Source organism: Pseudoxanthomonas sp. UTMC 1351, from assembly GCF_040948865.1.
Taxonomy (GTDB): Bacteria; Pseudomonadota; Gammaproteobacteria; order Xanthomonadales; family Xanthomonadaceae; genus Pseudoxanthomonas_A.
In genome coordinates this window covers 301,071-324,828 of the sequence record NZ_JAVGJT010000006.1, presented here as the reverse complement: position 1 = coordinate 324,828, position 23,758 = coordinate 301,071, and the positions used below count along the sequence as shown (strand labels likewise).

26 protein-coding genes and 2 pseudogenes are annotated in these 23,758 nt (G+C 61.9%); 8 read left to right on the top strand and 20 right to left on the bottom strand.

The window, feature by feature from the left end; translation table 11 throughout:
• Positions 1–160 precede the first annotated feature (160 nt).
• The 4 genes and pseudogenes from rsmA (at position 161) to AB6O04_RS05345 (ending at position 3,088) form a co-directional block, all read left to right on the top strand.
• Positions 161–952 (top strand): 16S rRNA (adenine(1518)-N(6)/adenine(1519)-N(6))-dimethyltransferase RsmA, encoded by a 792-nt coding sequence (rsmA, locus tag AB6O04_RS05360; RefSeq protein WP_368562773.1) that lies wholly within the window; start codon positions 161–163, stop codon positions 950–952.
• 109 nt (positions 953–1,061) lie between these two features.
• Positions 1,062–1,442, top strand: a complete 381-nt coding sequence (gene apaG, locus AB6O04_RS05355) for a Co2+/Mg2+ efflux protein ApaG (protein WP_368562772.1) — start codon at positions 1,062–1,064, stop codon at positions 1,440–1,442.
• Positions 1,442–2,260: pseudogene (locus AB6O04_RS05350) on the top strand (symmetrical bis(5'-nucleosyl)-tetraphosphatase); the annotation flags it as partial. The gene apaG and the pseudogene AB6O04_RS05350, both read left to right, overlap by 1 nt.
• A gap of 111 nt (positions 2,261–2,371) precedes the next feature.
• Positions 2,372–3,088, top strand: coding sequence for a DUF1287 domain-containing protein (locus tag AB6O04_RS05345; RefSeq protein ID WP_368562771.1), 717 nt, complete (start codon positions 2,372–2,374; stop codon positions 3,086–3,088).
• A gap of 64 nt (positions 3,089–3,152) precedes the next feature.
• Here AB6O04_RS05345 and AB6O04_RS05340 read toward each other — a convergent pair whose 3' ends face one another.
• The 5 genes from AB6O04_RS05340 to AB6O04_RS05320 all read right to left on the bottom strand — a co-directional run bounded on the left by AB6O04_RS05340 (position 3,153) and on the right by AB6O04_RS05320 (position 6,832).
• A complete protein-coding gene (locus AB6O04_RS05340; RefSeq protein ID WP_368562769.1) occupies positions 3,153–3,647 on the bottom strand; it encodes a dihydrofolate reductase in 495 nt (164 codons plus the stop codon).
• A 4-nt stretch (positions 3,648–3,651) separates the two neighbouring features.
• The gene (locus AB6O04_RS05335) at positions 3,652–4,446 is read right to left on the bottom strand and encodes a thymidylate synthase (protein ID WP_368562767.1); all 795 of its coding nucleotides are present in this window, start codon (positions 4,444–4,446) and stop codon (positions 3,652–3,654) included.
• Positions 4,443–5,345, bottom strand: a complete 903-nt coding sequence (lgt, locus tag AB6O04_RS05330) for a prolipoprotein diacylglyceryl transferase (RefSeq protein WP_368562766.1) — start codon at positions 5,343–5,345, stop codon at positions 4,443–4,445. The genes AB6O04_RS05335 and lgt overlap by 4 nt, the downstream gene beginning before the upstream one ends.
• Before the next feature lie 323 nt (positions 5,346–5,668).
• Complete coding sequence (locus tag AB6O04_RS05325) at positions 5,669–6,418, bottom strand: TerC family protein (RefSeq protein WP_368562765.1); 750 nt, start codon at positions 6,416–6,418, stop codon at positions 5,669–5,671.
• 33 nt (positions 6,419–6,451) lie between these two features.
• A complete protein-coding gene (locus AB6O04_RS05320) occupies positions 6,452–6,832 on the bottom strand; it encodes a diacylglycerol kinase (protein WP_368562763.1) in 381 nt (126 codons plus the stop codon).
• Positions 6,833–6,955: 123 nt separating this feature from the next.
• On the opposite strand from AB6O04_RS05320, the gene AB6O04_RS05315 reads away from it, so the two are divergent.
• Positions 6,956–7,798 (top strand): SGNH/GDSL hydrolase family protein, encoded by an 843-nt coding sequence (locus AB6O04_RS05315; RefSeq protein WP_368562761.1) that lies wholly within the window; start codon positions 6,956–6,958, stop codon positions 7,796–7,798.
• 105 nt (positions 7,799–7,903) lie between these two features.
• On the opposite strand, the gene AB6O04_RS05310 is transcribed toward AB6O04_RS05315, so the two are convergent.
• The 8 genes from AB6O04_RS05310 to AB6O04_RS05275 all read right to left on the bottom strand — a co-directional run bounded on the left by AB6O04_RS05310 (position 7,904) and on the right by AB6O04_RS05275 (position 16,122).
• Positions 7,904–8,284 carry a VOC family protein gene (locus tag AB6O04_RS05310; RefSeq protein ID WP_368562760.1) on the bottom strand — a complete coding sequence of 127 codons (381 nt, stop codon included), beginning with the start codon at positions 8,282–8,284 and terminating at the stop codon, positions 7,904–7,906.
• 26 nt (positions 8,285–8,310) lie between these two features.
• Positions 8,311–8,943 (bottom strand): RNA polymerase sigma factor, encoded by a 633-nt coding sequence (locus tag AB6O04_RS05305; protein ID WP_368562759.1) that lies wholly within the window; start codon positions 8,941–8,943, stop codon positions 8,311–8,313.
• Between the two features lie 150 nt (positions 8,944–9,093).
• Positions 9,094–10,065, bottom strand: a complete 972-nt coding sequence (locus AB6O04_RS05300) for an isoaspartyl peptidase/L-asparaginase family protein (RefSeq protein WP_368562757.1) — start codon at positions 10,063–10,065, stop codon at positions 9,094–9,096.
• Positions 10,066–10,343: 278 nt separating this feature from the next.
• Complete coding sequence (locus tag AB6O04_RS05295) at positions 10,344–11,582, bottom strand: ABC transporter permease (RefSeq protein WP_368562756.1); 1,239 nt, start codon at positions 11,580–11,582, stop codon at positions 10,344–10,346.
• A 106-nt stretch (positions 11,583–11,688) separates the two neighbouring features.
• Positions 11,689–12,444 (bottom strand): ABC transporter ATP-binding protein, encoded by a 756-nt coding sequence (locus AB6O04_RS05290; RefSeq protein WP_368562755.1) that lies wholly within the window; start codon positions 12,442–12,444, stop codon positions 11,689–11,691.
• 2 nt (positions 12,445–12,446) lie between these two features.
• Positions 12,447–13,982 (bottom strand): efflux RND transporter periplasmic adaptor subunit, encoded by a 1,536-nt coding sequence (locus AB6O04_RS05285; protein WP_368562754.1) that lies wholly within the window; start codon positions 13,980–13,982, stop codon positions 12,447–12,449.
• A gap of 90 nt (positions 13,983–14,072) precedes the next feature.
• Entirely contained in the window at positions 14,073–15,344 is a 1,272-nt protein-coding gene (locus tag AB6O04_RS05280; RefSeq protein ID WP_368562753.1) for a sensor histidine kinase, read from the bottom strand.
• 76 nt (positions 15,345–15,420) lie between these two features.
• Positions 15,421–16,122, bottom strand: a complete 702-nt coding sequence (locus tag AB6O04_RS05275; protein WP_337343237.1) for a response regulator transcription factor — start codon at positions 16,120–16,122, stop codon at positions 15,421–15,423.
• Between the two features lie 236 nt (positions 16,123–16,358).
• Here AB6O04_RS05275 and AB6O04_RS05270 point away from each other — a divergent pair, with 236 nt between their 5' ends.
• Complete coding sequence (locus AB6O04_RS05270) at positions 16,359–16,697, top strand: DMT family protein (RefSeq protein ID WP_368562751.1); 339 nt, start codon at positions 16,359–16,361, stop codon at positions 16,695–16,697.
• A 173-nt stretch (positions 16,698–16,870) separates the two neighbouring features.
• Here the strand turns inward: AB6O04_RS05270 and AB6O04_RS05265 are convergent, their stop codons facing one another.
• From AB6O04_RS05265 to nudE, 5 genes and pseudogenes are all read right to left on the bottom strand, one after another.
• Positions 16,871–17,173, bottom strand: a complete 303-nt coding sequence (locus AB6O04_RS05265; protein WP_368562750.1) for an Mpo1-like protein — start codon at positions 17,171–17,173, stop codon at positions 16,871–16,873.
• 28 nt (positions 17,174–17,201) lie between these two features.
• Positions 17,202–17,525, bottom strand: coding sequence for a YnfA family protein (locus tag AB6O04_RS05260; protein WP_368562749.1), 324 nt, complete (start codon positions 17,523–17,525; stop codon positions 17,202–17,204).
• 200 nt (positions 17,526–17,725) lie between these two features.
• Positions 17,726–18,553: a nucleoside triphosphate pyrophosphohydrolase gene (mazG, locus tag AB6O04_RS05255; RefSeq protein WP_368562748.1), complete on the bottom strand. Its 828-nt coding sequence runs from the start codon at positions 18,551–18,553 to the stop codon at positions 17,726–17,728.
• 46 nt (positions 18,554–18,599) lie between these two features.
• Positions 18,600–19,409 (bottom strand): annotated as a pseudogene (cysQ, locus tag AB6O04_RS05250) (3'(2'),5'-bisphosphate nucleotidase CysQ); the annotation flags it as partial.
• A complete protein-coding gene (gene nudE / locus AB6O04_RS05245) occupies positions 19,406–19,957 on the bottom strand; it encodes an ADP compounds hydrolase NudE (RefSeq protein WP_368562746.1) in 552 nt (183 codons plus the stop codon). The gene nudE and the pseudogene cysQ, both read right to left, overlap by 4 nt.
• Before the next feature lie 110 nt (positions 19,958–20,067).
• Here nudE and bioA point away from each other — a divergent pair, with 110 nt between their 5' ends.
• Positions 20,068–21,435, top strand: a complete 1,368-nt coding sequence (bioA, locus tag AB6O04_RS05240; RefSeq protein WP_368562744.1) for an adenosylmethionine--8-amino-7-oxononanoate transaminase — start codon at positions 20,068–20,070, stop codon at positions 21,433–21,435.
• Positions 21,432–22,166, top strand: a complete 735-nt coding sequence (locus AB6O04_RS05235; protein ID WP_368562743.1) for a 16S rRNA (uracil(1498)-N(3))-methyltransferase — start codon at positions 21,432–21,434, stop codon at positions 22,164–22,166. Before bioA ends, AB6O04_RS05235 begins: the two co-directional genes overlap by 4 nt.
• Positions 22,167–22,592: 426 nt before the next feature.
• Here the strand turns inward: AB6O04_RS05235 and AB6O04_RS05230 are convergent, their stop codons facing one another.
• Both AB6O04_RS05230 and AB6O04_RS05225 read right to left on the bottom strand, forming a co-directional pair.
• Positions 22,593–22,970: a hypothetical protein gene (locus tag AB6O04_RS05230; RefSeq protein WP_368562742.1), complete on the bottom strand. Its 378-nt coding sequence runs from the start codon at positions 22,968–22,970 to the stop codon at positions 22,593–22,595.
• A 227-nt stretch (positions 22,971–23,197) separates the two neighbouring features.
• Positions 23,198–23,668: a chemotaxis protein CheW gene (locus tag AB6O04_RS05225; RefSeq protein ID WP_368562741.1), complete on the bottom strand. Its 471-nt coding sequence runs from the start codon at positions 23,666–23,668 to the stop codon at positions 23,198–23,200.
• Between the last annotated feature and the right edge of the window lie 90 nt (positions 23,669–23,758).

Genomic DNA, 23,758 nt, shown 5'->3' with positions numbered 1-23,758 from the left:
ACGGGAACCTGGAAACGGGGAACGAAAGAGGATCGGTGTCTACCCAGCGCACCATCCACAGACCTAAACGCCGATATTGCGAAACCTAGTCGGCTCAAATCCACGCACGCCGATCTTACATTCCCTGTTCCCCGTTCCCTGGTCCCCGCATAATCACCCCATGTCGCACTTCAAAGCACCGCCCAAGAAATCGCTAGGCCAGCACTTCCTGACCGATCGCAGCTACATCGACAAGATCGTGCTGGCGGTGAATCCGCAGCCCGGCGATCGTCTGGTCGAAATCGGGCCGGGCCAGGGCGCGATCACGCTGCCGCTGCTGAGGAAGCATGGCGAATTGACCGCCATCGAGTTCGACAGGGACCTGATCACGCCGCTGATGGAGTCTTCCGAAGGTGTCGGCCGCCTGACGATCATCCACAAGGATGTACTGGCGGTGGATTTCACCAAGCTGGCGGCTGGCGAAGACAAACTGCGGCTGGTCGGCAACCTGCCGTACAACCTGTCCTCGCCCATTCTTTTTCACGCCATCGAACACGCGGCCGTCATCCGCGATATGGTTTTCATGCTGCAGAAGGAAGTGGTGGACCGCATGGCGGCCGAACCGGGCAGCAAGGTCTATGGCCGCCTCAGTGTCATGCTGCAGGCTTACTGCGCGGTGACACCACTGTTTGTGGTGCCGCCGGGCGCGTTCCGGCCGCCGCCGAAGGTCGATTCCGCGGTGGTGCGATTGATACCGCGAGACCCGGACAGCATCGGCGTCCAAGCGCCTCAGCGTTTTACCGAAGTCGTACGCGCGGCATTCGGCCAACGCCGCAAGACGTTGCGCAACGCACTTTCAAGCGTCTGCAATGTCGAACAAATCGAAGCGGCCGGATTGCGCCCGGATGCCCGCGCCGAGCAAGTGGAAGTTGCCGGCTTCATTCGCTTGGCCAATCTGCCCCCGACCGAGTAGGTCGATCGCCTTGGGCGCCACCCTGATTCGGCGCATGCGCCGCTGCCCGGCACAGATGCTGGCAAGTGCATTCCCTACACAAATTATCGCTTTTGCATAAACTGTCACTATGAACGACGCCGACTACGCCATCGATATCGACGTAGCCACCCGTTTCCTGGCCGATCAATCCGCGCCCGAGGAAGGGCGCTACGTCTTCTCCTATACCATTCGCATCCGCAATACCGGCCGGGTCGGCGCAAGATTGCTGGGACGCCACTGGACGGTCACCGATGCCAACGGCAAGGTGCAGGAAGTGGACGGTGAAGGCGTGGTGGGCGAGCAGCCCTGGCTGCGGCCGGGCCAGGATTTCAAGTACACCTCTGGCGCGGTACTGGAAACCTCACTGGGAACCATGCAAGGAAGCTACGACATGCTGGCCGACGACGGCACGCGCTTCGACGCGCCGATCCCGCAATTCACGCTCTCCATCCCGCGGACGCTGCACTGATGGCGGTCTGGGCAATCGGCGACCTGCAAGGTTGCTACGACGTCACCCAGCGTTTACTGGAACGGATCCGCTTCGACCCGGCAGTGGACAAGCTCTGGTTCTGCGGGGATCTGGTCAATCGCGGTGGCCAGTCGCTGGAAACCCTGCGCCTGGTGCGTTCGCTGCGTGAGCAAAGCGTCGTGGTGCTGGGCAACCATGATCTATCCTTGCTGGCCGTCGGCGAGCGCACGCCGGACGAACAGCGCAAGGTGAATCCAGACCTGCAGCGCGTGGTCTTCGCCGACGATGCGCGCGAACTGCTGGACTGGTTGCGCATGCAGAAACTGCTGCATGCCGACCGGCAGCTGGGATGGATGATGGTCCACGCCGGCCTGGCACCGAAATGGACGATTGCGCTGGCGGAACGACACGCGCGCGAAGTCGAGCAGCAGCTGCACGGCAACAGTTACCGCAAGCTGTTTCGCAACATGTACGGCGACAAGCCGAGCTGGTCGCCCAACCTGTCTGGTTATGAGCGCTCGCGCGCTATCATCAATCTGTTTACCCGTATGCGTTATTGCACCCCGCGTGGTCGCATGGCCATCGAGGAGAAAGGCGCCCCAGGAACGCAGGCGCAGGGACTTTATCCTTGGTACGAGGTTCCAGGCCGGGTGCAGCGCGAATTGAAGATCGTCTGCGGACACTGGTCGACCTTGGGCCTGATGATCGGCCACGGCATTCACGCTATCGATACCGGCGCGGTCTGGGGCGGAAAACTAACCGCTTTACAGCTGGATACCGATGAGCTGCGTGTGGTGCAAGTGCCGGGACGGGAAGTGTCGACACCCGACTGAAACATCCTCATTGTTGCAGCTCGGCTGTTGCAGCCTGGTTGTTACAGCCTGGCGAACACAGTCTAGATCGTACCCACTTACACGGGAGTCTTGGGATTGAGCGACTTGATAGCCAAGGAAACCGCAAATCCGTTGCACCACATGCGCGCCCGCTCGGGCGTCGCGGTCGTACTGTTGGCCCTGACGCTGGCGAGCTTGTCTGTCGCCTGCCATGCCGATGCCCCGGCGGCGCAGAAGACCGCAGTAGCGAAGCAGGCATCTTCGCCTTCCCGCATGCCTATGCAGGCGCCGCCATCGCCGCCGCTGGTGGCAGCCGCGCGCGGACAGATCAGCGTCACCCGCCTCTATGATCCCGCGTATGTCGAATTGGACTATCCCGGTGGCGACGTGCCCCGCGATCGCGGCGTCTGCACCGACGTGGTTATCCGTGCACTGAGGACGCAAGGCCTGGATCTGCAGCAGACCATCCACGAAGACATGCGCAGGAACTTCGCGGCTTATCCGCAACTCTGGGGGCTGAAGCGGGCGAACCGAAACATCGATCACCGCCGGGTACCGAACCAAATGCATTGGTTCGAACGGCAAGGCTGGGCGCGACCAGTTGATTCCACTCCCGACAGCTACAGCGCGGGCGACATCGTTGCCTGGAAGCTCACGGGCTCCGGCCTGCTGCATATCGGCATCGTTTCCGACCGCACTACCTACGACGGCATACCGTTGATCATCCACAACATCGGCCAGGGCACGCAGGAAGAAAACCTGCTTTTCCAGCACGCCATCATTGGCCACTATCGACCGGCGCTGCCTTTGTAGGATCGTTGCCGGCGTGCCTGCCGGGATTGGGATTGCCGCGGCTTATCGAGCTCTTGCAAGAACATCACGCCCTAACGTAGTCGACAAACTCGAAAGCAAACGCATGCTTGCTATCGGCCGGATGCGGCTCACGATCGACTACTCGCCACTGCGCCGCATCGAAATCCGGAAAGAACGCGTCTGCGTCTTCCACTTGCGTATCTACATGGGTGAGGTGGAGACGATCGGCCAGAGGCAGCGTCTGCGTGTATATCTCCGCCCCACCGATAACGCAGAGTTCTTCGGCGTTTTTCGCTTCCGCCAACGCGCGAGCCTCTTCCAATGAACCGACCGCTCTCATATCCGCGTATGGCGACCGGCCGGATCGCGTCAGCACCAGATTGAGCCGGCCGGGTAAAGCCCGGCCCAGCGATTCGGCCGTTTTGCGACCCATCAACACCGGCTTGCCCAGCGTCAGCGCTTTGAACCGCTTGAGGTCGTCAGGCAATCGCCAGGGCAGATCGTTGCCTTTGCCGATAGCGCGATGACGATCCAATGCGGCGATAAGCGAAATCACCACCGTGTTACACCGCCACCGGCGCCTTGATGGCGGGATGCGGATCGTAGCCGTGTATCTCGATATCGTCGTACGTGAAGGCGAACAGATCGCGCACGTCGGCATTCAGATGCAATCGAGGCAACGCGCGCGGTTCGCGAGACAGCTGTTCGCGTGCCTGTTCGTAGTGGTTGGAATACAGGTGCGCATCGCCCAGCGTGTGTACGAAATCGCCCACGCCCAGCCCCGTCGCCCGCGCCACCATATGCGTCAGCAGCGCATAACTGGCGATGTTGAACGGCACACCCAGAAAGATGTCGCCGCTGCGCTGATACAACTGGCAACTCAGCTTCCCATTCACGACGTAGAACTGGAACATCGTATGGCACGGCATCAGTGCCATCTTCGGCAAGTCCGCAACGTTCCAAGCCGAAACGATCAATCGGCGCGAATCGGGATTGCGCTTGATTTCTTCCACCACCCAGCGGATCTGATCGATCTCGCCGCCTTCGGCGGTCGCCCAACGGCGCCATTGCTTGCCGTAGACCGGGCCCAACTCGCCCTGTTCGTCCGCCCATTCGTCCCAGATGCTGACCTTGTTGTCCTTCAAATACGCGATGTTGGTTTCGCCTTTCAGGAACCACAGCAACTCATGGACGATGGAACGCAGGTGCAGCTTCTTGGTGGTGACCAGCGGAAAGCCATCGTTCAAATCGAAGCGCATCTGCCAGCCGAACACGCTGCGCGTTCCGGTGCCGGTGCGGTCGGATTTCTCCGTGCCGTGTTCCAGCACATGCCGCAACAGATCGAGATATTGCTTCATGCGGACTCCTTGGCAGGTTTCGTCCCGGCGGGAATCACAGGCTGCAGCGTGGGCGACCGACGCGACCGCCACAGCAGATACAGACCCAGCGCAATCAGCGGCACGCTGAGCACTTGCCCCATGGTCAGCCAGCCAAACGCGAGATATTTCAATTGTTCGTCCGGCACCCGCACGAACTCCACCACAAAACGGAAAATGCCGTACAGCAACGCGAACAGACCGGAAACCGCATAGCGCGGACGCGGCTTGCGCGAAAACCACCACAGCACACAAAACATCACCAGCCCTTCCAAAAAGGACTGATAAAGCTGCGAAGGATGACGTGCGAACTGATTCAACGCGCCAGAGGCGTACTGCGCCTGCAACTGCTGCGCATCCAGGCCCAGCTTGACGATATTGGGGTCGGTGGTGGGAAAGATCACACCCCAGCCAGCCTGGGTGTATTTGCCCCAGAGCTCGGCACCAACGAAGTTACCCAGACGTCCGAACCCCAAACCCAGCGGCACCAGTGGGGCCACGAAATCCATGGTGTCGAAGAAGTGCGTGCGATGCCGGCGCGTCCACCACCAGGCCGCGGCCATGACGCCCAACAGGCCACCATGGAAACTCATGCCGCCTTCCCACACCTTGAATATCGACAACGGGTTCTGCACGAAGGCTTCGAAACCATAGAACAGCACGTAACCGAAGCGCCCGCCCAGCACGACCCCCAGCATGGAATAGAACAGCAGGTCGGAGAATCCATTGGCGTCCACGCCCGGCAGGCGGCCAGCCCCGATCCGCAGCCGCCCCAACCACCAGGACGCAAGGAATCCCAACAGATACATCAAGCCGTACCAATGCAGCTTCAACGGGCCCAGCGAAAAGATGATCGGATCGATCTGATGAAGGTAAATCATGCGCCTCGGCTTGACCGTCCAGAGATAGAGGCTATTTTGCCCGAGTAGGGAGCCGGCTGCTTGTCGGATGCCATCCGCCGAAACCCGAATGGGAGCGCTTCTCGTAGAGCGGAGCTGCGCCTCGTGATAGCACCGAATCAGAAGCAATGAGGCCGTCGCAACGGCAGGAGGAGAACGAATGGCCCTTAAGCCCCATTAAGAGCAGCGGAGCAAGCGCCGCTCTACGAAACCGCCTTATCCCGCACATGTGAGCAAAAATGCCGGCATGGGCGGGCGACGAAGGCATCCAGCTCAGCGCCGTCCGCCTTCAGGCCTTCAGCAAGTCACCACTCGCCGGCGCCGGGGACATGCCGGCGCGCCGCACGGCGGCGCATCAGCAGGTTCAGCCATTCCACCATCACCGAGAAACCCATGGCGAAATAGACGTAGGGCTTGGGCACATGCACTTCCAAACCGTCCAGGATCAACACCGCGCCGATCAGCACAATGAAGGCCAGCGCCAGCATCTTGATGGTGGGATTGGCGTCGATGAAACGGCCCAGCGGATTGGCCGCCAGCAGCATCACCGCAACGGCCAACAGGATGGCGGCAACCATCACCGGGATGTGCTCGGCCATGCCGACGGCGGTAATGACCGAGTCCAGCGAAAACACGATGTCAATGATGGCAATCTGGGCAATGACCATCCCGAATACGGCCGAGGTCTTGGTGGTGGAAGGATCTTCATCGTCGCCACCGCCGATCAGCTCCTTGATCTCCATGGCGCCCTTCACCAGCAGGAAGATGCCGCCCAGGACCAGCACCAGATCGCGCACTGAAATGCCCATGCCGAACAGGGTGAACAGGTCGTACTGCATCTTCGCCAGGAAGGCCAGCGACACCAGCAGCGCGATCCGCGTGATACAGGCCACCGCGATGCCGATCCGGCGCGCCAGCGGCCGCTGGAGAGGGGGCAGCTTGGCGACGGCGATGGAAATGAACACCAGGTTGTCGATGCCCAGCACGATCTCCAGTGCGCTCAGGGTCACCAGCGTCAGCCAGACGTTGGGGTCGGCCAGGAATTCAAAACTCATTTGGGTGCGATCCTTTCTTTTTGGTTATGTCGATCAAAACAGCCGTGGCCCCAGAATGAAGACCCAGCACAGCAATACGTTCATCATCAGCACGAACACCGCGGCCGATCCCATGTCCTTGGCGCGCCCGGCCAGCTCGTGGTACTCCGGCCCGTAACGCTCGATCAGCGCTTCCACCGCCGAATTCAGCAACTCCGCCGCCAACACCAGCAGGCAGCTGCCGATCATCAGGCTGCGCTCGATGCCATCCCGGCCCAGCCAGATCGCCAGCGGCGCGAGGACCACCAGCAAATAGACTTCCAGGCGGAACGACGACTCGTGCAGCCAGGCCGCCTTCAAGCCCTGCATCGACCACACCGTCGCCTTCAGGATGCGGGCGGGGCCGCGTGGCATGTGTCCGATTTCATCGGCCATGAGATGTCATCCGGAAGTCAGGCAAGGCGTACGGCAGCGACGCCGAACAGGGAAGAACAAGCGCCACGAAGCGCATGCGCGATCGGACGGTGGCCTGGCGAAAACAGGTCATGGGACGCCGCGATGGGAAAGCGCATGAGCAGAGCGGGGGATCGTTGGAAAGGGCGATTTTGCCATAAGGAGGCCACCAGCACCCGCCACGCCGGGTTTACAAGCGGCTGTCAGGGCTGTTTCACTAAACGAGTAGACACAGATCGCCGCAATATGCCGCCCATTCCCGCATTCCGCCTCGTTTTCCTGACCTCGGCACTGCTTCTGACCGCATGCGCCGGAATCTCCGCCAGGCCAGAAAGCCCACCCCGGGTGCCTGAGCAGGTATCGAATGCGGCCTTTGAGCAGGAGATACGGCAGTTTGAGGCGACCGATGCGATATCGCCGCCGCCCAAAGGCGCGGTGCTGTTCATCGGCAGTTCCTCGATCCGCTTGTGGGGCACATTGGCCGCCGATTTCCCAGGTGTGCCCGTGATCAATCGGGGCTTCGGGGGCTCAGAGCTGCGCGACAGCACCTACTACGCCGACCGCATTATCGTGCCCTACGCGCCACGCAAGATCCTCATCTATGCCGGCGACAACGACCTGGGCAGCGGACGCAGCCCGCAACAACTGCGCGAGGATTTTCGCGCCTTCGTCCGGCGCGTACGGCACGATCTACCAAACGTAGAGATCGCCTGCATCGCCATCAAACCCAGCCCTTCCCGCGCCCATCTGCTGGATGCGCAGCGGCAGGCGAACGCACTGATCGCGGCGGATGCCAAAATGCTGGGGGTGGAGTTCATCGATATCTTCACCCCCATGCTGGATGCCACTGGCCAACCGCGCGAAGAACTTTTCGTGAAAGACCGGCTGCATATGAACCGCGCGGGCTATGACATATGGCGGAGTGTCATTTCGCCTTATCTTCGCTAAAAAACGGCGGGCTATTCGAAGTCGCCCGCCTCTACGCGTTCCCTCGTCCAAGCCTGTCATTACGGACATTCTTCCCGCCCATGCAGAAAAGCGAAGCCTGAAACCTCAGGTTCTCCTGCGCTGGGCACCTGCTAGCTGATACAGGCTGAGCACATTGCGGTCCGGGTCAACGAAATCCAGCGTCAATCCGCCGCTTGGCGCTTCGCTGACCGGCACGATGATCTCCACGCCGCGCGCGACCAGTGCGTCGGCATAGTCATCGATGCCGCCATCAAGATGGAACACGACCACCGGTGAGTCGCCGACGGTAGCGGTCCGCGGAATGAACACCAACGTCAACCCACCCATGTCGGCAGTGGCCCACGGACCGTCGTGGCCATCCAGCGATTGGACCGGCAATCCCAATGTATCGCCATAGAAGGCGACCGAGCGGGCCAGATCCGCGACGAAGAAAACGATGGCGCCTATTTTGCAGTTGCTCAGCATGGGAGATCTCCTCTTGTGGTTCCCAGCTATTCGTTGCCGGGCGGGGCCGATGTGTGAGCTCCCGTGTTGATGACCAGCAAATGGCCGTCGGCATCGTGCGTACCCAGGCCTTCCCCCACCCGCATGGCGGCTTTCAACGCGCGCCGCACCAACCCGAACTGCAGGTCGACGCTGCGGGCCGGATTTCGCACATATGCCAGGGCGAGGCTTTCCGCGCGCAGTTCCGGCGGCAGCTCGCCAAGCGCTTTGCGAATGCGTGTCAGGCGCTGGCGCAGAGCGGTGGATTCGATCCGCAATATCCAACGGATTTCATCGGCGGACAATCCATGCAACGCCAGCACCGCGACTCGGCGCGCGGACGGCGGCAATGCCGTCAACCAGGCGCGCGTCACTGGCATGGTTGCTTCTATGGGCACATCCTGTTGCTCGATGCCCCATTCATCGGCCGCAGACTCCACTTCGCGCTTGCGCCGCCGGATCGCGCCGCGCCCCGCCATGGCGGCTTGATTGCGCAGCACGCCGGATAACCACGCGAGATCGGAACGACGCGCCTCCAGTCCGGCCAATAGCGTGTCCTGGACCAGGTCTTCCGCTTCGTCAGCGCGGCGCGTCAGCCGGATCGCCTGTGCGCGCAACTGACGATAGGTCTCCATATCCATGAGCGGATTCTGACACCGAATGCGAGCCCCCTCGGCTACCGATCGTCCGCCGCCCACAGCAATGTAGGATGGGTTGAGCGCAGCGGCTTTCAACGGCATAGCCGGTCTACCATCGTTTGCGATGATGGGTATCGCTGCGCTCAACCCATCCTACGACCCGTGCAGGTCGCCATCCCGATAAATCGCAGTACCGCGCGACCCATCCGGACGTATCCAGCCGCGGTACATGCCCAAGGTATTGAACGCCATCGCGATATTGCCATCGCTGTCCAAGGCGACAGCACCACCGTCGCCGCCATGGCTCGGCACCACGTTCCTGATCACGTCTTCGGCCGCCGCGGTGATGCTGTCTCCGCGATAGGCGACGCGCGCGCAAATGTCATGGGCCACTGCGTTGCGTATGAAGAATTCGCCCCAGCCGGTTCCCGACACGCCACAGCGATCATCGGCCCAGGTTCCTGCGCCGATGATCGGCGAATCGCCCACGCGGCCCCAGCGTTTGTTGGTCATGCCGCCTGTGGAAGTCGCAGCGGCGATACGGCCGTGCGCATCCAATGCGACCGCACCGACCGTGCCGAAATACCGGCCGCGCAAGTCCTGGCTGGTCTGCCATTGCTCCTGTTCCAGTGCCTGCGTCAGCTTCAATTGTTCGCGACGAACGTCGGTATCGAACCAGTGATTGGCGACGCGCTCGATATCCGGCTGAGTATCGGCGAACTGCTCGGCACCTGCGCCAATGAGAAATACATGTGGAGAATCCTCCATCACCGCGCGCGCCAAGCGAACAGGATTGCGCACCGTCCGCACACCCGCCACAGCGCCGGCGCGCCGGCTATGCCCTTCCATGATGGAAGCGTCCAACTCGTGCTCGCCGCTGGCGTCGAAAACCGAGCCCTTGCCCGCGTTGAAACGCGGAGATTCCTCCAGCGCAATGACGGCGGCTTCCACCGCATCCAAGGCACTGCCGCCTTGGGACAGCAGCGCAGCATGGCCGGCTTCCAGGGCTTTGTTCAGATCGGCCAGTATCTCTCGCTCGTCAGCGATGCTGAGTTGGCCGCGCTCGATGACGCCGGCGCCGCCATGGATCACCAAGGCTATCGGGGAGGATTTGCGAGCTGTCATTGCGAGCGCCGGCATCCGTGATTGGGGGTGGTCAGGATACCTTGCCCATAGAGCCGGTGAATCTGATGAAGACACGTGCCAGGACATCTTTGCGCCGAGTCGTGACAGCTTCGTCACTTCAGTGCGGACCTTCACATGGCAGAAACACTGCGTCCCGGCCCGCGCCGGAGGCGCTTTGACCAACTGGATTTAGAAGGAAGTTCGATGCAAAGACGTTCTTGCGACCGACTTGGCTCTGATTCCCGATTCCCGTTTTCCCCATTCCCGATTCCCGCCATTCACTGCGAACGCAAGGCTTCGATCGGATCCAGCTGCGACGCCTTGCGCGCAGGGTAGTAGCCGAAGAACAGGCCCGTGGCCACCGAGAAACCTGCTGCCAGACCGATCACCTGTCCGTTCAGCGCCACCGGCAAATCGCTGAAGCGCCCCACGAGCAGCGCGCCGGCAATGCCGATCGCGATACCCAGCGCTCCGCCGATCAGCGATATCAGCATCGCTTCGGCAAGGAATTGCCTGCGCACATCGCTAGGGCCAGCACCCACCGCCATGCGCAAGCCGATTTCGCGGATGCGCTCAGTCACCGAGACCAGCATGATGTTCATGATGCCGATGCCGCCGACGATCAATGAGATCGTCGCCACCGCCCCCAACAGCAACGACATCAACCGAGTCGTCGCGGTGCGGGTAGCCACGATTTCGGAAATGTTGCGCACGTTGAAATCGTCTTCTTCGCCAGGCGATATTTTGTGGCGCTGGCGCAGCAACGCTTCCACTTCACCCTGCACGTAGGATAGATCCTTGGCATTGGCGACCGTCAGCGAGATCTGCATCACCGCGCCGGCGGGCAGACCCATGGCGCCCATCAGTCGGCGGCGCGCGGTCTGCAAGGGCACCATCACCACCTCGTCCTGGTCCTGGCCGAATCCACCCTGCCCTTTCGGCTTCAAGGTTCCGACCACGGTGAACGGAACACGGCCAAGCCGAATGGTCTGACCTATGCCGCTGTCTTCGCCAAACAATGTGCGGCGCACGGTTTCGCCCAGGATCACGACCTTGTCGGCGCCGGTATAGTCCTGTGCATCGAAGCTCTCGCCTTCGTCAATCGTCCAGCTGTTGATGTCGAAGAAGTCCGGCTGCACGCCTTGCCAACTGGTGGACGCGTTGTTTTCAGCGTAGATGACCTGCGTATTGCCTCGTAGCGCGCCGGCCACGTACTGCACTTCCGGAATTTCGTTGCGGATCGCGTCCACATCGCCCTCGTTGAGGGTGAAGAAACTGGCGGAACTGGCCCGCACTGCGCCGCCGGGACCACGACGGGCGCCCGGACTGATGTCCAGGCGCTGCGAGCCCAGGCCGGACACCATCTTGTCGATCTCGGCCTGGGTGCCCTGGCCTACCGACACCATCACGATGACGGCGGCGATGCCGATGATCACGCCCAGAGACGTCAGCGCGCTGCGCATCCAGTTGCCACGCAACGCGAAGATCGCCGTGCGCAAGATGTCGGAGAATTTCATGGCGAGGAGCCGGGAATGGAGAATGGAGAATGGGGAATCGCCAAAGCGCGATCGCCACGTATGTGTCCACGATCGGGCAGATCACCACAGGTAGAAAGTACGCGAGTCATGGCACGTCTTCTCCCATTCCCGTTTCCCGTCTTCCCATTCCCAGCTCTTCATGCAACTCACCGTCACGCATCACCAGCGTGCGGTCCGCGTGCGCCGCTACTTCGGCGTCATGGGTGATCAGGATGACGGTGTGGTCTTGGTCGCGCAGCCGCTTGAACAAGGCGAGGATCTCTTCGCCGGTCTTGCTGTCGAGTGCGCCAGTGGGCTCGTCGGCCAGCAGGATGGGAGGTTGATTGATCAACGCGCGCGCAATCGCGACGCGTTGCTGTTGACCGCCGGAGAGCGCATTGGGACGATGATCCGCACGGTCGGACAATCCCACCGAAGCCAACGCCACGCGCGCGCGCTCCAGTCGTTCGCGCGGCGGCACCTGCGCGTACCCCAGTGGCATGGCGACGTTTTCCAGCGCGCTCATGCGAGACAGCAGGTTGAAGCCCTGAAACACGAATCCGATCTTGTCCCGCCGTAGCCCCGCCAGCTCTTCGGCGTCCAACGTCGAGACATCGATTCCGTCGCAGAAGTAGCTGCCGGAAGAAGGCGTATCCAGGCAGCCGATCAGGTTCATCAGGGTCGACTTGCCGGAACCCGAAGGCCCCATGATGGCGACGAAATCGCCGCGCTGGATGTGCATGTCCACGCCCTTCAGCGCAATCACTTCCGCCTCGCTGCCTGGCGAGTAGACCTTGCCCAGGCCATGAGTCTCGATGACCGTCACGCGGGGGGACACAGCCGTTGCGGTCGTTACCGGCACGCTCATTCCTTGGGCCGCTCGCCGACGATCATCAGGTTGCCTTCCTTGATGTCACCGGACACTTCGGTATTGGTGCCGTCGCTCGCGCCAATGCGCAACGTGACTGGCTGCGGCTTGCCATCGGCCAGCCGATACGCGGTCGCGCGCTTGGCGCTGAGCAAATCCCGAAGTCCGCTGTCCCACCGGCGAGCTTGCTCTTCGTCGAGGCTGGCGCGGAACGCCGCGAAGTCCTGCTGGAAACGCTCGATCATGCGTTGCCGCATCTGGCCCCCGCCAGTAGGCGCGCCAACGGTTCTCATGGACACGCCGCCTCCCGCACCGCCGCCGAACAGGCGATTGCCACCACCGCTCTGCGATGCCTGCGCCGCGCGCGCCGCCTGGCGTTCGCGGACCTTGGCGATGGCCGCATCGAATGCCGCCCGCTGTTCCGGCTTCAACTGCAGGCTCGTCGCCACACGCGCCAGATCTTCGGTCATACCGCCGCCGCGCGGCATCGCCACCGGACCCGCGGATTGAACGCCGGCGGTTGCGGCATCGCCGTTGGCCGGCTTGTAGCGCAGCGCGGCATTGGAAATCTTCAGCACGTTGTCGCGCTTGCTGACTTCTATCTCGGCATTGACGGTCAACCCCGGCAGCAATGTGCCGTCGCTGTTGTCGACGGTCACCACCACCGGATACGTCACCACGTTATTGGTGGTGGTGGCCGCCAAGCGCACCTGTTCCACCGTCCCTCGGAACTGACGGTCGGCGAAAGCATCCGCGGTGAACGATACCGCTTGGCCTACCTTGACCTGGCCGATGTCGGATTCGTCGACGGCCAGCTCTATCTTCATCTTGCCCAGGTCTTCGGCAATGGTGAACAGTTCCGGCGCCTGCAAGCTGGCGGCGACGGTCTGCCCAGGTTCTATGGTGCGGGTCAGCACCACGCCGTTCACCGGCGAACGGATCACCGTGCGGTCCAGATTGACGCGCGTGGTTTGGGTCGAAGCCGTTTGCTGGCGGATCTGCGCCTGCGCGGAATTCACTTGCGCGCGCGCCTGATCCAGCGCCGCACGGGCCAAGTCCACGTCGCTTTGTGCCACCAGTCGCTGCGCACCCAGATCGGCCTTGCGCCGGTAGTCCAGTTCCGCGTTGCGCAACGTCGCTTGCGCTTGCCGCAATGTGGCCTGTGCGTTGGCGATCTGCGCGTTGCCTTGCGCGATCTGCGCCTCGTAGCTACTGGGATCGATGCGAGCCAGCACCTGTCCTTCCTTCACTTCGCTGTTGAAATCAACCAGCACGTCGGTGACCTGCCCGGAAATCTGACTACCCACGGTGACCGTGGATATCGCGCTCAGGGTACCGGTGGCGGAAATGGCAACGCGGATATTGCCCCGCTCCACGGGCGCAGTTCGATAAGCGCTCTGTGCGGCCTCGCTCTTGTGAGCATTCCAATACCAGGCACCGCCAGCGAGAAGTACGACGACCGTGGCGCCGACCAGCAGGTTGGGAAGCAGGGACTTTTTCTTGCGGGGTGCGCTCGGGCGAGGCTGGCTCATCAGTGAGTCGGCAAGGTGGGGGTGTGGTGATTAACGCACGGCAGAAGGCTGGGTTGACAGGCGCGCAATCGGTTCGGTTCCCGTACAGATTCAGGAGACGAAACGAATGGTCGCGCTGGTCCCTTCGCCAAGCACGCTGTCCAGCTCCACCTTCCAGCCGAACCGCTCGCACAGCCGGCTGACGATGGAAAGGCCCAGTCCGCTACCGTGCGGCCGGGAAGGATCCGCCCGGTAAAAAGGTTCGAACACGCGTGACATGGATTCGGCCGACATGCCGATGCCGGTGTCGCGCACCGTCACCCGATCGGCCTCCAGGATCACGTCGATGCGTCCCTTGTCGGTATAGCTGCAGGCGTTGCGCAACAGGTTGCTGACCACCACCTGGAACGCCCGCGGTGGCGCGTGCAGGCGTGGTTTGGCGTTGCAGGTGACTTCCAGGTCCACCGGTTTTCCGATCAGCAATGTGCGCGCGTTTTCTGCTTCGTCCTGCACGATATCGGCGACATCGAAGTCCTCGCGCTGGGGCTCCACTTCCGCTTCGCGCGCCAGGATCAGGAAGGCATCGATCACCGCTTCCATGTCGCGACCGGCACGTTGGATGCGCTGCAGTGCGCGCGCGACGCGCGGCGGCGAGTCCTCGGCCATCGCCATATCGCTGGCCACCCGGATCACCGTCAGCGGCGTCCGCAGTTCGTGGCTGGCATCGCGGGTGAAGTCGCGCTCGCGCGCCACGTGCGCGGTCACGCGCTGGGCCAGGCCGTGCAGAGCCGATGCCAACTGGCGCGCCTCGCCTTGCACTTCCTTCGGCAGACGATCCGAAGCCAACGAGCTGACGTCGGGTCGGCGCGGGTCCCACTCGCCCACCTGGCGGGCCAGCCAGCTGACCGGCGATACCAGCCGCTTGGAGGACCGATAGGTCAGCCAGGACACCAGATAGATCGCGATCAAGGTCATGATGATCGGCAAGGTACCGAAGTAGAACGCCATGCGCTCGGCCTGCGACCGTAGGAAAACCAGATACAGGCGGCCGGCCGGCTTCTCGTCCACCAGCACCAGCATGTCGTCTTCCTTCAGCTCGTGGAAGCCCGGCTTCAGATCACGCAGGTTCGCCGGCAAGACCAGATTCGAATGCCCCTTCATCACCAGATAGCCGCGCAGGTTGAAGGTGTTGGGCGGCGGTTGCGCCTCGGACGCGTTATACAGGTCCCAGAAATGGGCCGCTTCCTCCTGCAGCGCCGTATTCATCAGGCTGTGCTTGATGACGGCGGAAATCAGGTACACGCCCAGCACGATGGCCAGGCTCACCATGACCGCCTGCAGGATGAAGGCGATCCTGAGTTTGCGTGGCAGGCCTTGCGGCATCGGCGCGTCCCTATCCCGGTGGCGTTAACAGGCCCAAGTCGAAGCGCCGATTATGCCGCGATTCCCACCGCTCCCGTCAGCCGATGTCCGCGATGCGGTAACCGGCGCTCTGCACGGTGTGAAGCAGCGGCTTGTCGAACGGTTTGTCGATGACTTTGCGCAAGTTGTACAAGTGGCTGCGCAACGTATCCGAATCGGGTAGGCCGTTGCCCCAAATCTCCCGTTCGATCTCCTGCCGTGTCACCACCCGTGGCGACTCGCGCATCAGGATGGTCAGCAGGCGCAGGCCAATGGGCGAGAGCATCAGCTCGGTGCCACCACGGGTAGCACGCATGCTGACCGGATCCAGCACCAGGTCGGCCACCTTGAGCACCTCCGCCCCGACCTGCCGGCGCTCGCGCCGGATCAGCGCGCGCAGGCGGGCTTCGAGCTCCTGGATGGCGAAAGGCTTGGTGAGGTAATCGTCCGCGCCGGAGCTCAGGCCTGTGAGTTTGTCGTCCAGGGTGTCGCGCGCCGTCAGCATCAGCACGGGGGTCGATTTGCGCGCCTCATTGCGCAGGCGGCGACAGACTTCCATGCCGTCCAGGCGCGGCAACATCAAATCCAGCACCAGCACGTCGTAGCTGTTCTCCACTGCCAGTCGGTAGCCGTCCAGCCCGTCGCTGGCGTAATCCACCTCGAATCCTCGGCCTTCCAGATATTCGCCGATCATTTCCGAGATGTTGCGATTGTCCTCAACTACCAAAACCAGTCCCGCTGTCTCCTGAGTGTGGCGCATGATGTCTCCGACATTTCTTCAGGTTTGTGAACGTACCCCGTTGCGGGTTGACGGCGCGTGAAGAAGCGGAGGTCAGGGGCCAGAGACCGGGGATCAGGGACCTTTTGACTTTTGACTTTTGACTTTTGACTTTTGACCTCTGACCTCTGACCTGGTCTCTGGTCTCTGCTTGATCGGTCGGCACTTGCTACCAAAACGTTTTAGCCTTGGCGCTCCTTCCCTTCCAATCCCGCACCATGACAGCTCGTCTGCTTCCGATATTGCTGCTGCTCGGCTCCAACATCTTCATGACCTTCGCTTGGTATGGGCACCTGAAGTACAAGGCGTCGCCGCTATGGTTGGCGATCATCGCCAGCTGGGGTATCGCTTTTTTCGAGTACACCTTGATGGTGCCCGCCAATCGCTTGGGCAGTTCCGTGTATTCGGTAGTGCAGCTGAAGACCATCCAGGAAGTCCTGACGCTGCTGGTATTCGCCGGCTTTTCGGCCTGGTACCTGGGACAGCCGCTCAAATGGAATCACTACGCGGCATTCGCGCTGATCGTCGGGGCGGCGTTCTTGATGTTCTACGAATAGTAGAAAAATCGGGAACGGGGAACAGGGAACGGGGAATGACACAAGGCTGGCGTGATTGCTTTAGTCATGCTTCCGGCATGCCCACACCCCGCTCAGCAATGACGCGCCGTTGCACTTTCATTCCCCGTTCCCCGTTCCCTGTTCCCTATTCCCCACTCCCTATTCCCGGCTCTTCAAAACTTGATCTTCCCCACCAGGATGTCCTTGAACATCACCCAATCACCAAGAAAAGAATAGAACGGGTGCTTGAAGGTGGCGGGGCGGTTTTTTTCGAAGAAGAAATGCCCCACCCAGGCGAATCCATAGCCGCAAAGCAACGCGCCCAGCAGCCACCACGAATTGCGTTCGATAGCAAAGGCGATCACCAGCGCCAGTACTCCGCAGCTGCCGATGAAATGCAGGCGGCGCGATGTGCGATTGGCGTGTTCGCTCAGATAAAACGGATAGAACTCGCGGAAACTGGCGAAGCGGCTCATGTTCCCTCCTAGGAGCGTGTTCTGGATTTCAGGCGGCTCGCGGCGAGAACATGATGATCGCCATGCCGGCCAGACACAAACCCGCGCCCAGCAGATCCCACCGCGTCGGCTTTACTTCGTCAATCAGCCATAACCAGAGAATGGCGGCCGACACGTAGACACCGCCGTAGGCCGCATAGACCCGGCCAGATGCGGTGGGGTGCAGCGTCAGCAGCCAGGCGAACAGCGCCAGACTGAAGGCCGCCGGCAACAGCAGCCAGGCGCTGCCGCCTTTGCGAAGCCAGAGATAAGGGAGATAGCAACCGACGATCTCGGCCAGTGCGGTGACGGCGAACAGCAGAAAGGTTTTCATGTGCTCGGTTCCTGATCGGCGTCAATTCTCTGTTCCCTTCTCCCTCCGGGAGAAGGTGCCCGAAGGGCGGATGAGGGAATGGCAATGACTCGCCAGCGGCCTTTGCTACAAGCGGACACTCCATTCCCTCATCCGTCGCTGCGCGCCACCTTCTCCCGGAGGGAGAAGGGAACTGAAGCTGCCGCCAATCAGAATCCCACTTACGCAGAACTCTCGGCGCCTTCCATCAACTTGACGCGATCCCAATAGGCATCCTGTTGTTCCAACGACAACGCCGACAGCTCCACACCATCAGAATCAGCCAGCACTTCCATCGCGCGGAAGCGCCGTTCGAATTTCAGATTGGCACGACGCATCGCGGCACCGACGTCGACTTTGGCGTGCCGGGCGAGATTGGCGGCGACGAACAACAGATCGCCGATTTCATCTTCCAGCCGCTCGTGATTCGCTGCTACGTCACCGTGTGCGAACTCTGCACGCACCTCTTCGATTTCTTCATGCAACTTGGCGATTACCGGCTCCGGACCGGGCCAGTCGAAGCCGACTTTGGCCGCACGCGTCTGCAGCTTCACCGCGCGCTGCCATTCGGGCAGTCCGCGGGAAATGCCCGCCAATGCGGAGGCATCTTGTTCGCCGGCGGCTTGCCGCTCGGCTTTCTTGATGTCTTCCCAATGACGTGTCTGTGTTTCGGCGTCGGCAACATCCATATCGCCGAACACGTGTGGATGACGGCGCACCATCTTGCCGCAGATCGCCGCGACCACATCCGGGAAGGCAAAAGCACCCTGCTCCTGCGCCATCTGCGCATGGAACACCACCTGCAGCAGCAGATCGCCCAACTCGTCCTTCAATGCGGGCAGATCGCCACGATCGATCGCGTCGGCGACTTCGTATGCTTCCTCGATGGTGTACGGCGCGATCGTGGAGAAATCCTGTTGCAGATCCCAAGGACAGCCGCCATTGGGATCGCGTAGCTTCGCCATGATGGCCAGCAGCTGGGCGATATCGCCATCAGCCATGTCGCGCATGCCCTGTTCCGCCATGCTCCATTCCGTTCTTGTGTTGCTCGTCATTGGCCAGCCAGTCGCGCCAGGGGAGCGAGGGATCGCCCAACGCGATGAAATCGCCGTTCAACAACGTGTCGCGGCGGTTGTAGCGGAAGGCGCGCCCGTCCGGCGCCAGCAGCGCACCGCCAGCGGCCTCCAGTACGCATTGCGCCGCCGCGGTATCCCATTCCGAAGTTGGGCCGAATCGCGGATAGACGTCCAGCGTGCCTTCGGCGATGCGGCAGAACTTGAGTGAAGAGCCCAGTCCGACGATTTCGATATTGCCCATGCGCTCCAAGAACGCCTGCGTGCTCGCATCGCGATGCGAGCGGCTGGCGGCTACCCGCAATGGCGCCTGCGCCGGAACGCGAGTGCGTAGCAGCACATCTACCTCACCCTGGCGTCGATACGCGTTCCGACCTTGTTCGGCGTGCCACAGCTCGCCGGTGACCGGTGCGTACACTACGCCGAAGATGGGCTCGTTGTGCTTGATCAGAGCGATGTTGACGGTGAACTCGCCGTTGCGCTTTATGAACTCCCGCGTGCCATCCAGCGGGTCCACCAACCAGTAAGTCCCCCATTGGCTGCGCGCCGACCATGGAATATCAGCAGCCTCCTCCGACAGCACCGGCCACTCCGGGGCCAGACGCTGCAGGCCTTCCACGATAGCGTGGTGTGCGGCCATGTCCGCGGCGGTCAAGGGGCTGGCATCTGCCTTGTGCTCCACTGCAAGTGCGTTTTCGTACGACACGTTGTCGTATACGGCCATGATCGCCGCGCCAGCTTCGCGGGCGATGACAATGACGGCTTCGTTGAGATCGGCGGCCATTCGTATCATGGATGGCTACGCAGCCATTCGCGGGCAATGAACAAAGCGGCCAGCGAGCGACCTTCCGAAAAGTCCTCGCGCAGCATCAGGCTATCGAGGGCATCAAGTTTCCACGGCACTACTTCCAACTCCTCAGGTTCGTCCCCGGGCAAGCGCTCCGGGTAAAGATCACGTGCCAATACCAGCCAGGACTGGTGGCTCATGTAAGTGGGCGCCAGACTCAGCGTCCGCAGTACGTCGATGCGGCGGGCGCCGTATCCGGCTTCTTCCTTCATTTCCCGGTCGGCGGCCTGCTCAGGCGTTTCTCCGGCATCGATACGGCCCTTCACCAGCCCCAGTTCGTAACGGTGGACGCCGGCGGCATATTCGCGCACCAGCAGCACGGTGTCGTCATCGAGCATGGGTACGACAACCACGGCGCCATGCCCTTGCGTCTTCAGCCGATGGAAGCGCCGGCGCTCGCCATTGCTGAACTCCAGGTCCAGCTCCTCCACGCTCCGCCCCGGGCCTTCGACGCGCTCGGTAATGCCATGGATGGTGGGCAGACGGCGGCTCACGTGGGGTCTGCAATCAATGGGATAGCCATGCGTCGGCAGAAGAGGCAAGGACGGCCGGTGGGTGCGACCGATATGATGGGGGAATGCAAAAAACGGGTCATGAAGAGAGAATGCTAACAGAGGCCGATGCTTGGCGTAGCCGCGATCTGTCGGTGGTGTGGCACCCCTGCACGCAGATGCGGGAGCATCCTGACACCTTGCCGCTGGTGCCGATCGCCCGCGGCGAAGGCGCCTGGTTGGTCGGCCACGATGGGCGCCGCTATCTGGATGCCGTCAGCAGTTGGTGGACCAATCTGTTCGGCCATGCTGAACCACGCATCGGTGCCGCCATTGCGCGCCAAGCCAGCCAGTTGGAACACGTGATGCTGGCCGGATTCACCCACGAGCCGGCAGTGGAGCTGGCGGAAAAACTGCTGGCCATCGCGCCGCAGCAGCCTGACCGGGCGCCGTTGGCCAAGGTGTTCTATGCCGACAACGGTTCAGCCGGGGTAGAGGTGGCGCTGAAAATGGCCTTCCACTATTTCCACAATCGCGGTGAGACGCGGCGCACCCGGTTCATTGCGCTGGAAAACGGTTACCACGGTGAAACCATCGGTGCACTGGCGGTCGGCGATATCCCGTTGTACCGGCGGGTCTACGCGCCGCTGCTGGCCGAAGCCTTGTTCGCGCCCTCGCCGGATGCCTACTTGGCGGGCGCTGGCGAATCCGCTGAGGATCGCGCACGGCACAGCGCGGATGCGCTCGCCAACCTGTTGGACCAGCACCCCGGCGAAGTCTGCGCGGTCGTGCTGGAGCCGCGCGTGCAGTGCGCCGGCGGCATGCGGATGCACCACCCGGAATACCTGAAGCGAGTACGACAGCTGTGCGATGCCAGTGGCGTCTTCCTGATCGCGGACGAGATCGCGGTGGGCTTCGGGCGCACTGGCACCATGTTCGCCAGCGAACAGAGCGGCGTCATGCCTGACCTGCTCTGTTTATCCAAGGGGTTGACCGGCGGCTTCCTGCCGCTGGCTGCGGTACTGACCACGCAAGCAATCTACGACGCTTTCCTGGACGACTCCCGCGAACGCGCCTTTCTGCACTCGCATAGTTACACCGGCAACCCACTGGCCTGCGCGGCGGCATTGGCTACGTTGAGAATTTTCGAGGAAGACGATGCGCTTGCACGCAATCGGGCTACCGCGAAGAAAATGGCGGCTCTGGCAGCGCCTTTCGGTACACATCCGCATGTCGCCGACGTGCGCCAGGCGGGAATGATCGTGGCGTTCGAACTGACTCAGGACGGTGACAAACGCACGCCGTTTCCCGCGTCCGCCCGGATCGGCCTGCGGGCTTACCGCGCCGCGCTCGCCCGTGGCGTCGTGTTGCGCCCGCTCGGTGACGTGCTGTACTGGATGCCGCCGTATTGCGTGGATGATGAACAACTGACGCTACTGGCGGAAACGACGCACGCTGCCATCGACGAGGCCACGGCATGAGGCTGACGCGGAGCCACGTAGACACGGCGCTTTCCCCAGGCAATCGCGTCACGCTGCCGGAATCCGCCGCCAACCACCTCACCCGCGTACTGCGCCTGCGCGAAGGCGACAACTGCGTGCTGTTCAACGGCGACGGACACGACTATGCCTCGCGAATCGGCAGCGTCGGCAAACGAGAGGTGACCGCCGACGTGCTGTCATCGCAGCCGGTGGACAACGAATCGCCCTTAGCGATCACGCTGATGCAAGGCATCGCACGTGGCGAAAAAATGGATTTGATCCTGCAAAAAGCCACCGAGCTGGGTGTGGTTGCCGTGGTGCCGGTCATCGCTGAGCGTACGGAGGTGAAGCTGGATGCCGAACGCGCCGAGAAACGCGTGGCCCATTGGCGCAGCGTCATGGTGTCGGCTTGCGAGCAGAGCGGCCGCGCGCGCATTCCCAGTCTGTCCGCACCGCTGCCGATTCTTCAGGCGATCAACGAGCCAACGGAGAAATCGCTGCGATTGACGTTGGATCCGTTCGGCGAAACGTCATTGGCGACACTGGCGGTACCTGCGGCTGCGTCGATCACTATCGCGATTGGACCAGAAGGCGGCTGGTCGCCGCGTGACCGCGAAGCCTTGCGCGCGGCGGGCTTCGTCGGGTTACGCCTGGGACCGCGCGTATTGCGTACCGAGACTGCCGGATTGGCGGCTATTGCCGCGTTGCAGTCGCGCTTCGGGGATTTGTAGGCCCGCAGGGTTGGTGTGATGGAAGAGGTGGGGTATTGGTCGATCGTTGGGGAAGAGCTCGCGGCGGGACGCCGCTCCGCGCCCCGGCAGACCTTCGGCGCACGCGATCAAAAGCGCGCCGCAGCGCGCCCGCATGGCGAACACTCGGGCTTCCATTGCTCTTGGCTCTATAGCGGCATGATGGAAGAGCCCACCACAGCAACAGAGACACAAAAATAGAGCCATCTTTCGATGGCTCTAAATTCGCTTCGTTGTAAGTCGAAGAAGTCGTCGTCCCCGCGCCAGTGAATCCAGTGGCTTTGGGATTTAGGAGGATTGGCGCTGGATCCGCCCGCGCAGGGACGACGAACACGAAAACATCTATGGAAGGTCGTTATAGGCAGCGAAACAAGCGTTCGCTGATCGCTGTAGTACGAGTATTGCGGTTCAACGCCAATTTTGTAGCTCAGCTGCCGTGATCTTACCGTCGTGATTGCGGTCCACCAGCTTGAACTCACTGCTCAGCGCATGGTCGGGCGGGACTTCCGCGCGGCTCAGCACCCCGTCACCGTTGCGGTCCAGGTCGGGGACTTTTGTTTGATAGTCAGCGGCGTTCGGCAATGTTTGCGACTGACCCCAAGTCACTGTGACTGGCCCACTGGGTTCTTGCAACGTGACGCTACGGTGGGTGCCGGATGGAGCAGTGGAGCTGGCGGTCGGCTGCGTGGGTGCCTGGGAATGATTTTGCGCAGCCGCGGACGCCGCGATACCAGCGGAAAGCAGAAGCGTCAGGATAGGAACCTTCAGGATGGGAGCATGTTTCATCAGTGCCTCCTCGCTTCAGAAAAACAGCGAGGAGAAAGTTGGCACCGATCAACAGAATCCGCGATGAATCGTCCGATTCACTGCCAGCAGAGGTTCAGCGCGGTGGAGTCGGCGTGAACATCCACCAGGAAGCGTGAAACGGAACCTGTAGGAGCGACATGAGCCGCGACTGAGAAGATGGCAGCGAGCTATCGAACCGCGTAGTCACACGCTACAAAAAACAGTGCTTAGGCCGCCCGCGCCAGAGCGTCCACGATCATGGACTCCACCGTTTCCAGATCCGGCAGAACAGCGGTTTCGTCACCCAGCAATACGCGCACCTGTACGCCGACGGGCAGCTCGTCTTCAGTTGCGTCGGCCAGCAAACCATCGCGCGGCACCGACACCAGCCGTGGGAACGATGGCGTCAGCAAAGCGAAGTAAGGCATCGCCTCGCTGCCGCTGAGCGACTTCAACACCACGATCTTGCTGTTGAGCGAAATAGCGTCGTTGGGATTACCTGTCAGTCGGCCAAAGGCGACCAACGGCACCTGCCAACCTTGCCAGTCGATTTTCCCGGGCAGCCATGCCGGCGTGCCTTCGATCGGTTGCACCGGTGCACGCGACAGCACCTCGGCAACGGTCGCGTTGGGCAGCAGCAAACGGTCCTGTCCGGCCTGGATCAGGACGCCGCGGATTTCGTCGTTGGAATGGGCCATGTGTTTTAGGACCTGTTAACGCTTATGGAGTGTGCCGCGCCGAGCCTGTGGACGCGCGGGGCAAGGAAGAACGAGGGCGCGTATGCCGAT

Coding starts and splice junctions, on each gene's coding strand:
- AB6O04_RS05230 (WP_368562742.1), bottom strand. CDS start 22,970: ATGAAACATGCTCCCATCCTGAAGGTTCCTATCCTGACGCTTCTGCTT.
- AB6O04_RS05270 (WP_368562751.1), top strand. CDS start 16,359: ATGACAGCTCGTCTGCTTCCGATATTGCTGCTGCTCGGCTCCAACATC.
- rsmA (WP_368562773.1), top strand. CDS start 161: ATGTCGCACTTCAAAGCACCGCCCAAGAAATCGCTAGGCCAGCACTTC.
- AB6O04_RS05320 (WP_368562763.1), bottom strand. CDS start 6,832: ATGGCCGATGAAATCGGACACATGCCACGCGGCCCCGCCCGCATCCTG.
- AB6O04_RS05315 (WP_368562761.1), top strand. CDS start 6,956: ATGGGAAAGCGCATGAGCAGAGCGGGGGATCGTTGGAAAGGGCGATTT.
- AB6O04_RS05225 (WP_368562741.1), bottom strand. CDS start 23,668: ATGGCCCATTCCAACGACGAAATCCGCGGCGTCCTGATCCAGGCCGGA.
- AB6O04_RS05335 (WP_368562767.1), bottom strand. CDS start 4,446: ATGAAGCAATATCTCGATCTGTTGCGGCATGTGCTGGAACACGGCACG.
- lgt (WP_368562766.1), bottom strand. CDS start 5,345: ATGATTTACCTTCATCAGATCGATCCGATCATCTTTTCGCTGGGCCCG.
- AB6O04_RS05235 (WP_368562743.1), top strand. CDS start 21,432: ATGAGGCTGACGCGGAGCCACGTAGACACGGCGCTTTCCCCAGGCAAT.
- AB6O04_RS05325 (WP_368562765.1), bottom strand. CDS start 6,418: ATGAGTTTTGAATTCCTGGCCGACCCCAACGTCTGGCTGACGCTGGTG.
- bioA (WP_368562744.1), top strand. CDS start 20,068: ATGCTAACAGAGGCCGATGCTTGGCGTAGCCGCGATCTGTCGGTGGTG.
- AB6O04_RS05295 (WP_368562756.1), bottom strand. CDS start 11,582: ATGAAATTCTCCGACATCTTGCGCACGGCGATCTTCGCGTTGCGTGGC.
- AB6O04_RS05305 (WP_368562759.1), bottom strand. CDS start 8,943: ATGGATATGGAGACCTATCGTCAGTTGCGCGCACAGGCGATCCGGCTG.
- AB6O04_RS05275 (WP_337343237.1), bottom strand. CDS start 16,122: ATGCGCCACACTCAGGAGACAGCGGGACTGGTTTTGGTAGTTGAGGAC.
- AB6O04_RS05285 (WP_368562754.1), bottom strand. CDS start 13,982: ATGAGCCAGCCTCGCCCGAGCGCACCCCGCAAGAAAAAGTCCCTGCTT.
- AB6O04_RS05265 (WP_368562750.1), bottom strand. CDS start 17,173: ATGAGCCGCTTCGCCAGTTTCCGCGAGTTCTATCCGTTTTATCTGAGC.
- mazG (WP_368562748.1), bottom strand. CDS start 18,553: ATGCGCGACATGGCTGATGGCGATATCGCCCAGCTGCTGGCCATCATG.
- AB6O04_RS05280 (WP_368562753.1), bottom strand. CDS start 15,344: ATGCCGCAAGGCCTGCCACGCAAACTCAGGATCGCCTTCATCCTGCAG.
- apaG (WP_368562772.1), top strand. CDS start 1,062: ATGAACGACGCCGACTACGCCATCGATATCGACGTAGCCACCCGTTTC.
- AB6O04_RS05300 (WP_368562757.1), bottom strand. CDS start 10,065: ATGACAGCTCGCAAATCCTCCCCGATAGCCTTGGTGATCCATGGCGGC.
- AB6O04_RS05260 (WP_368562749.1), bottom strand. CDS start 17,525: ATGAAAACCTTTCTGCTGTTCGCCGTCACCGCACTGGCCGAGATCGTC.
- AB6O04_RS05310 (WP_368562760.1), bottom strand. CDS start 8,284: ATGCTGAGCAACTGCAAAATAGGCGCCATCGTTTTCTTCGTCGCGGAT.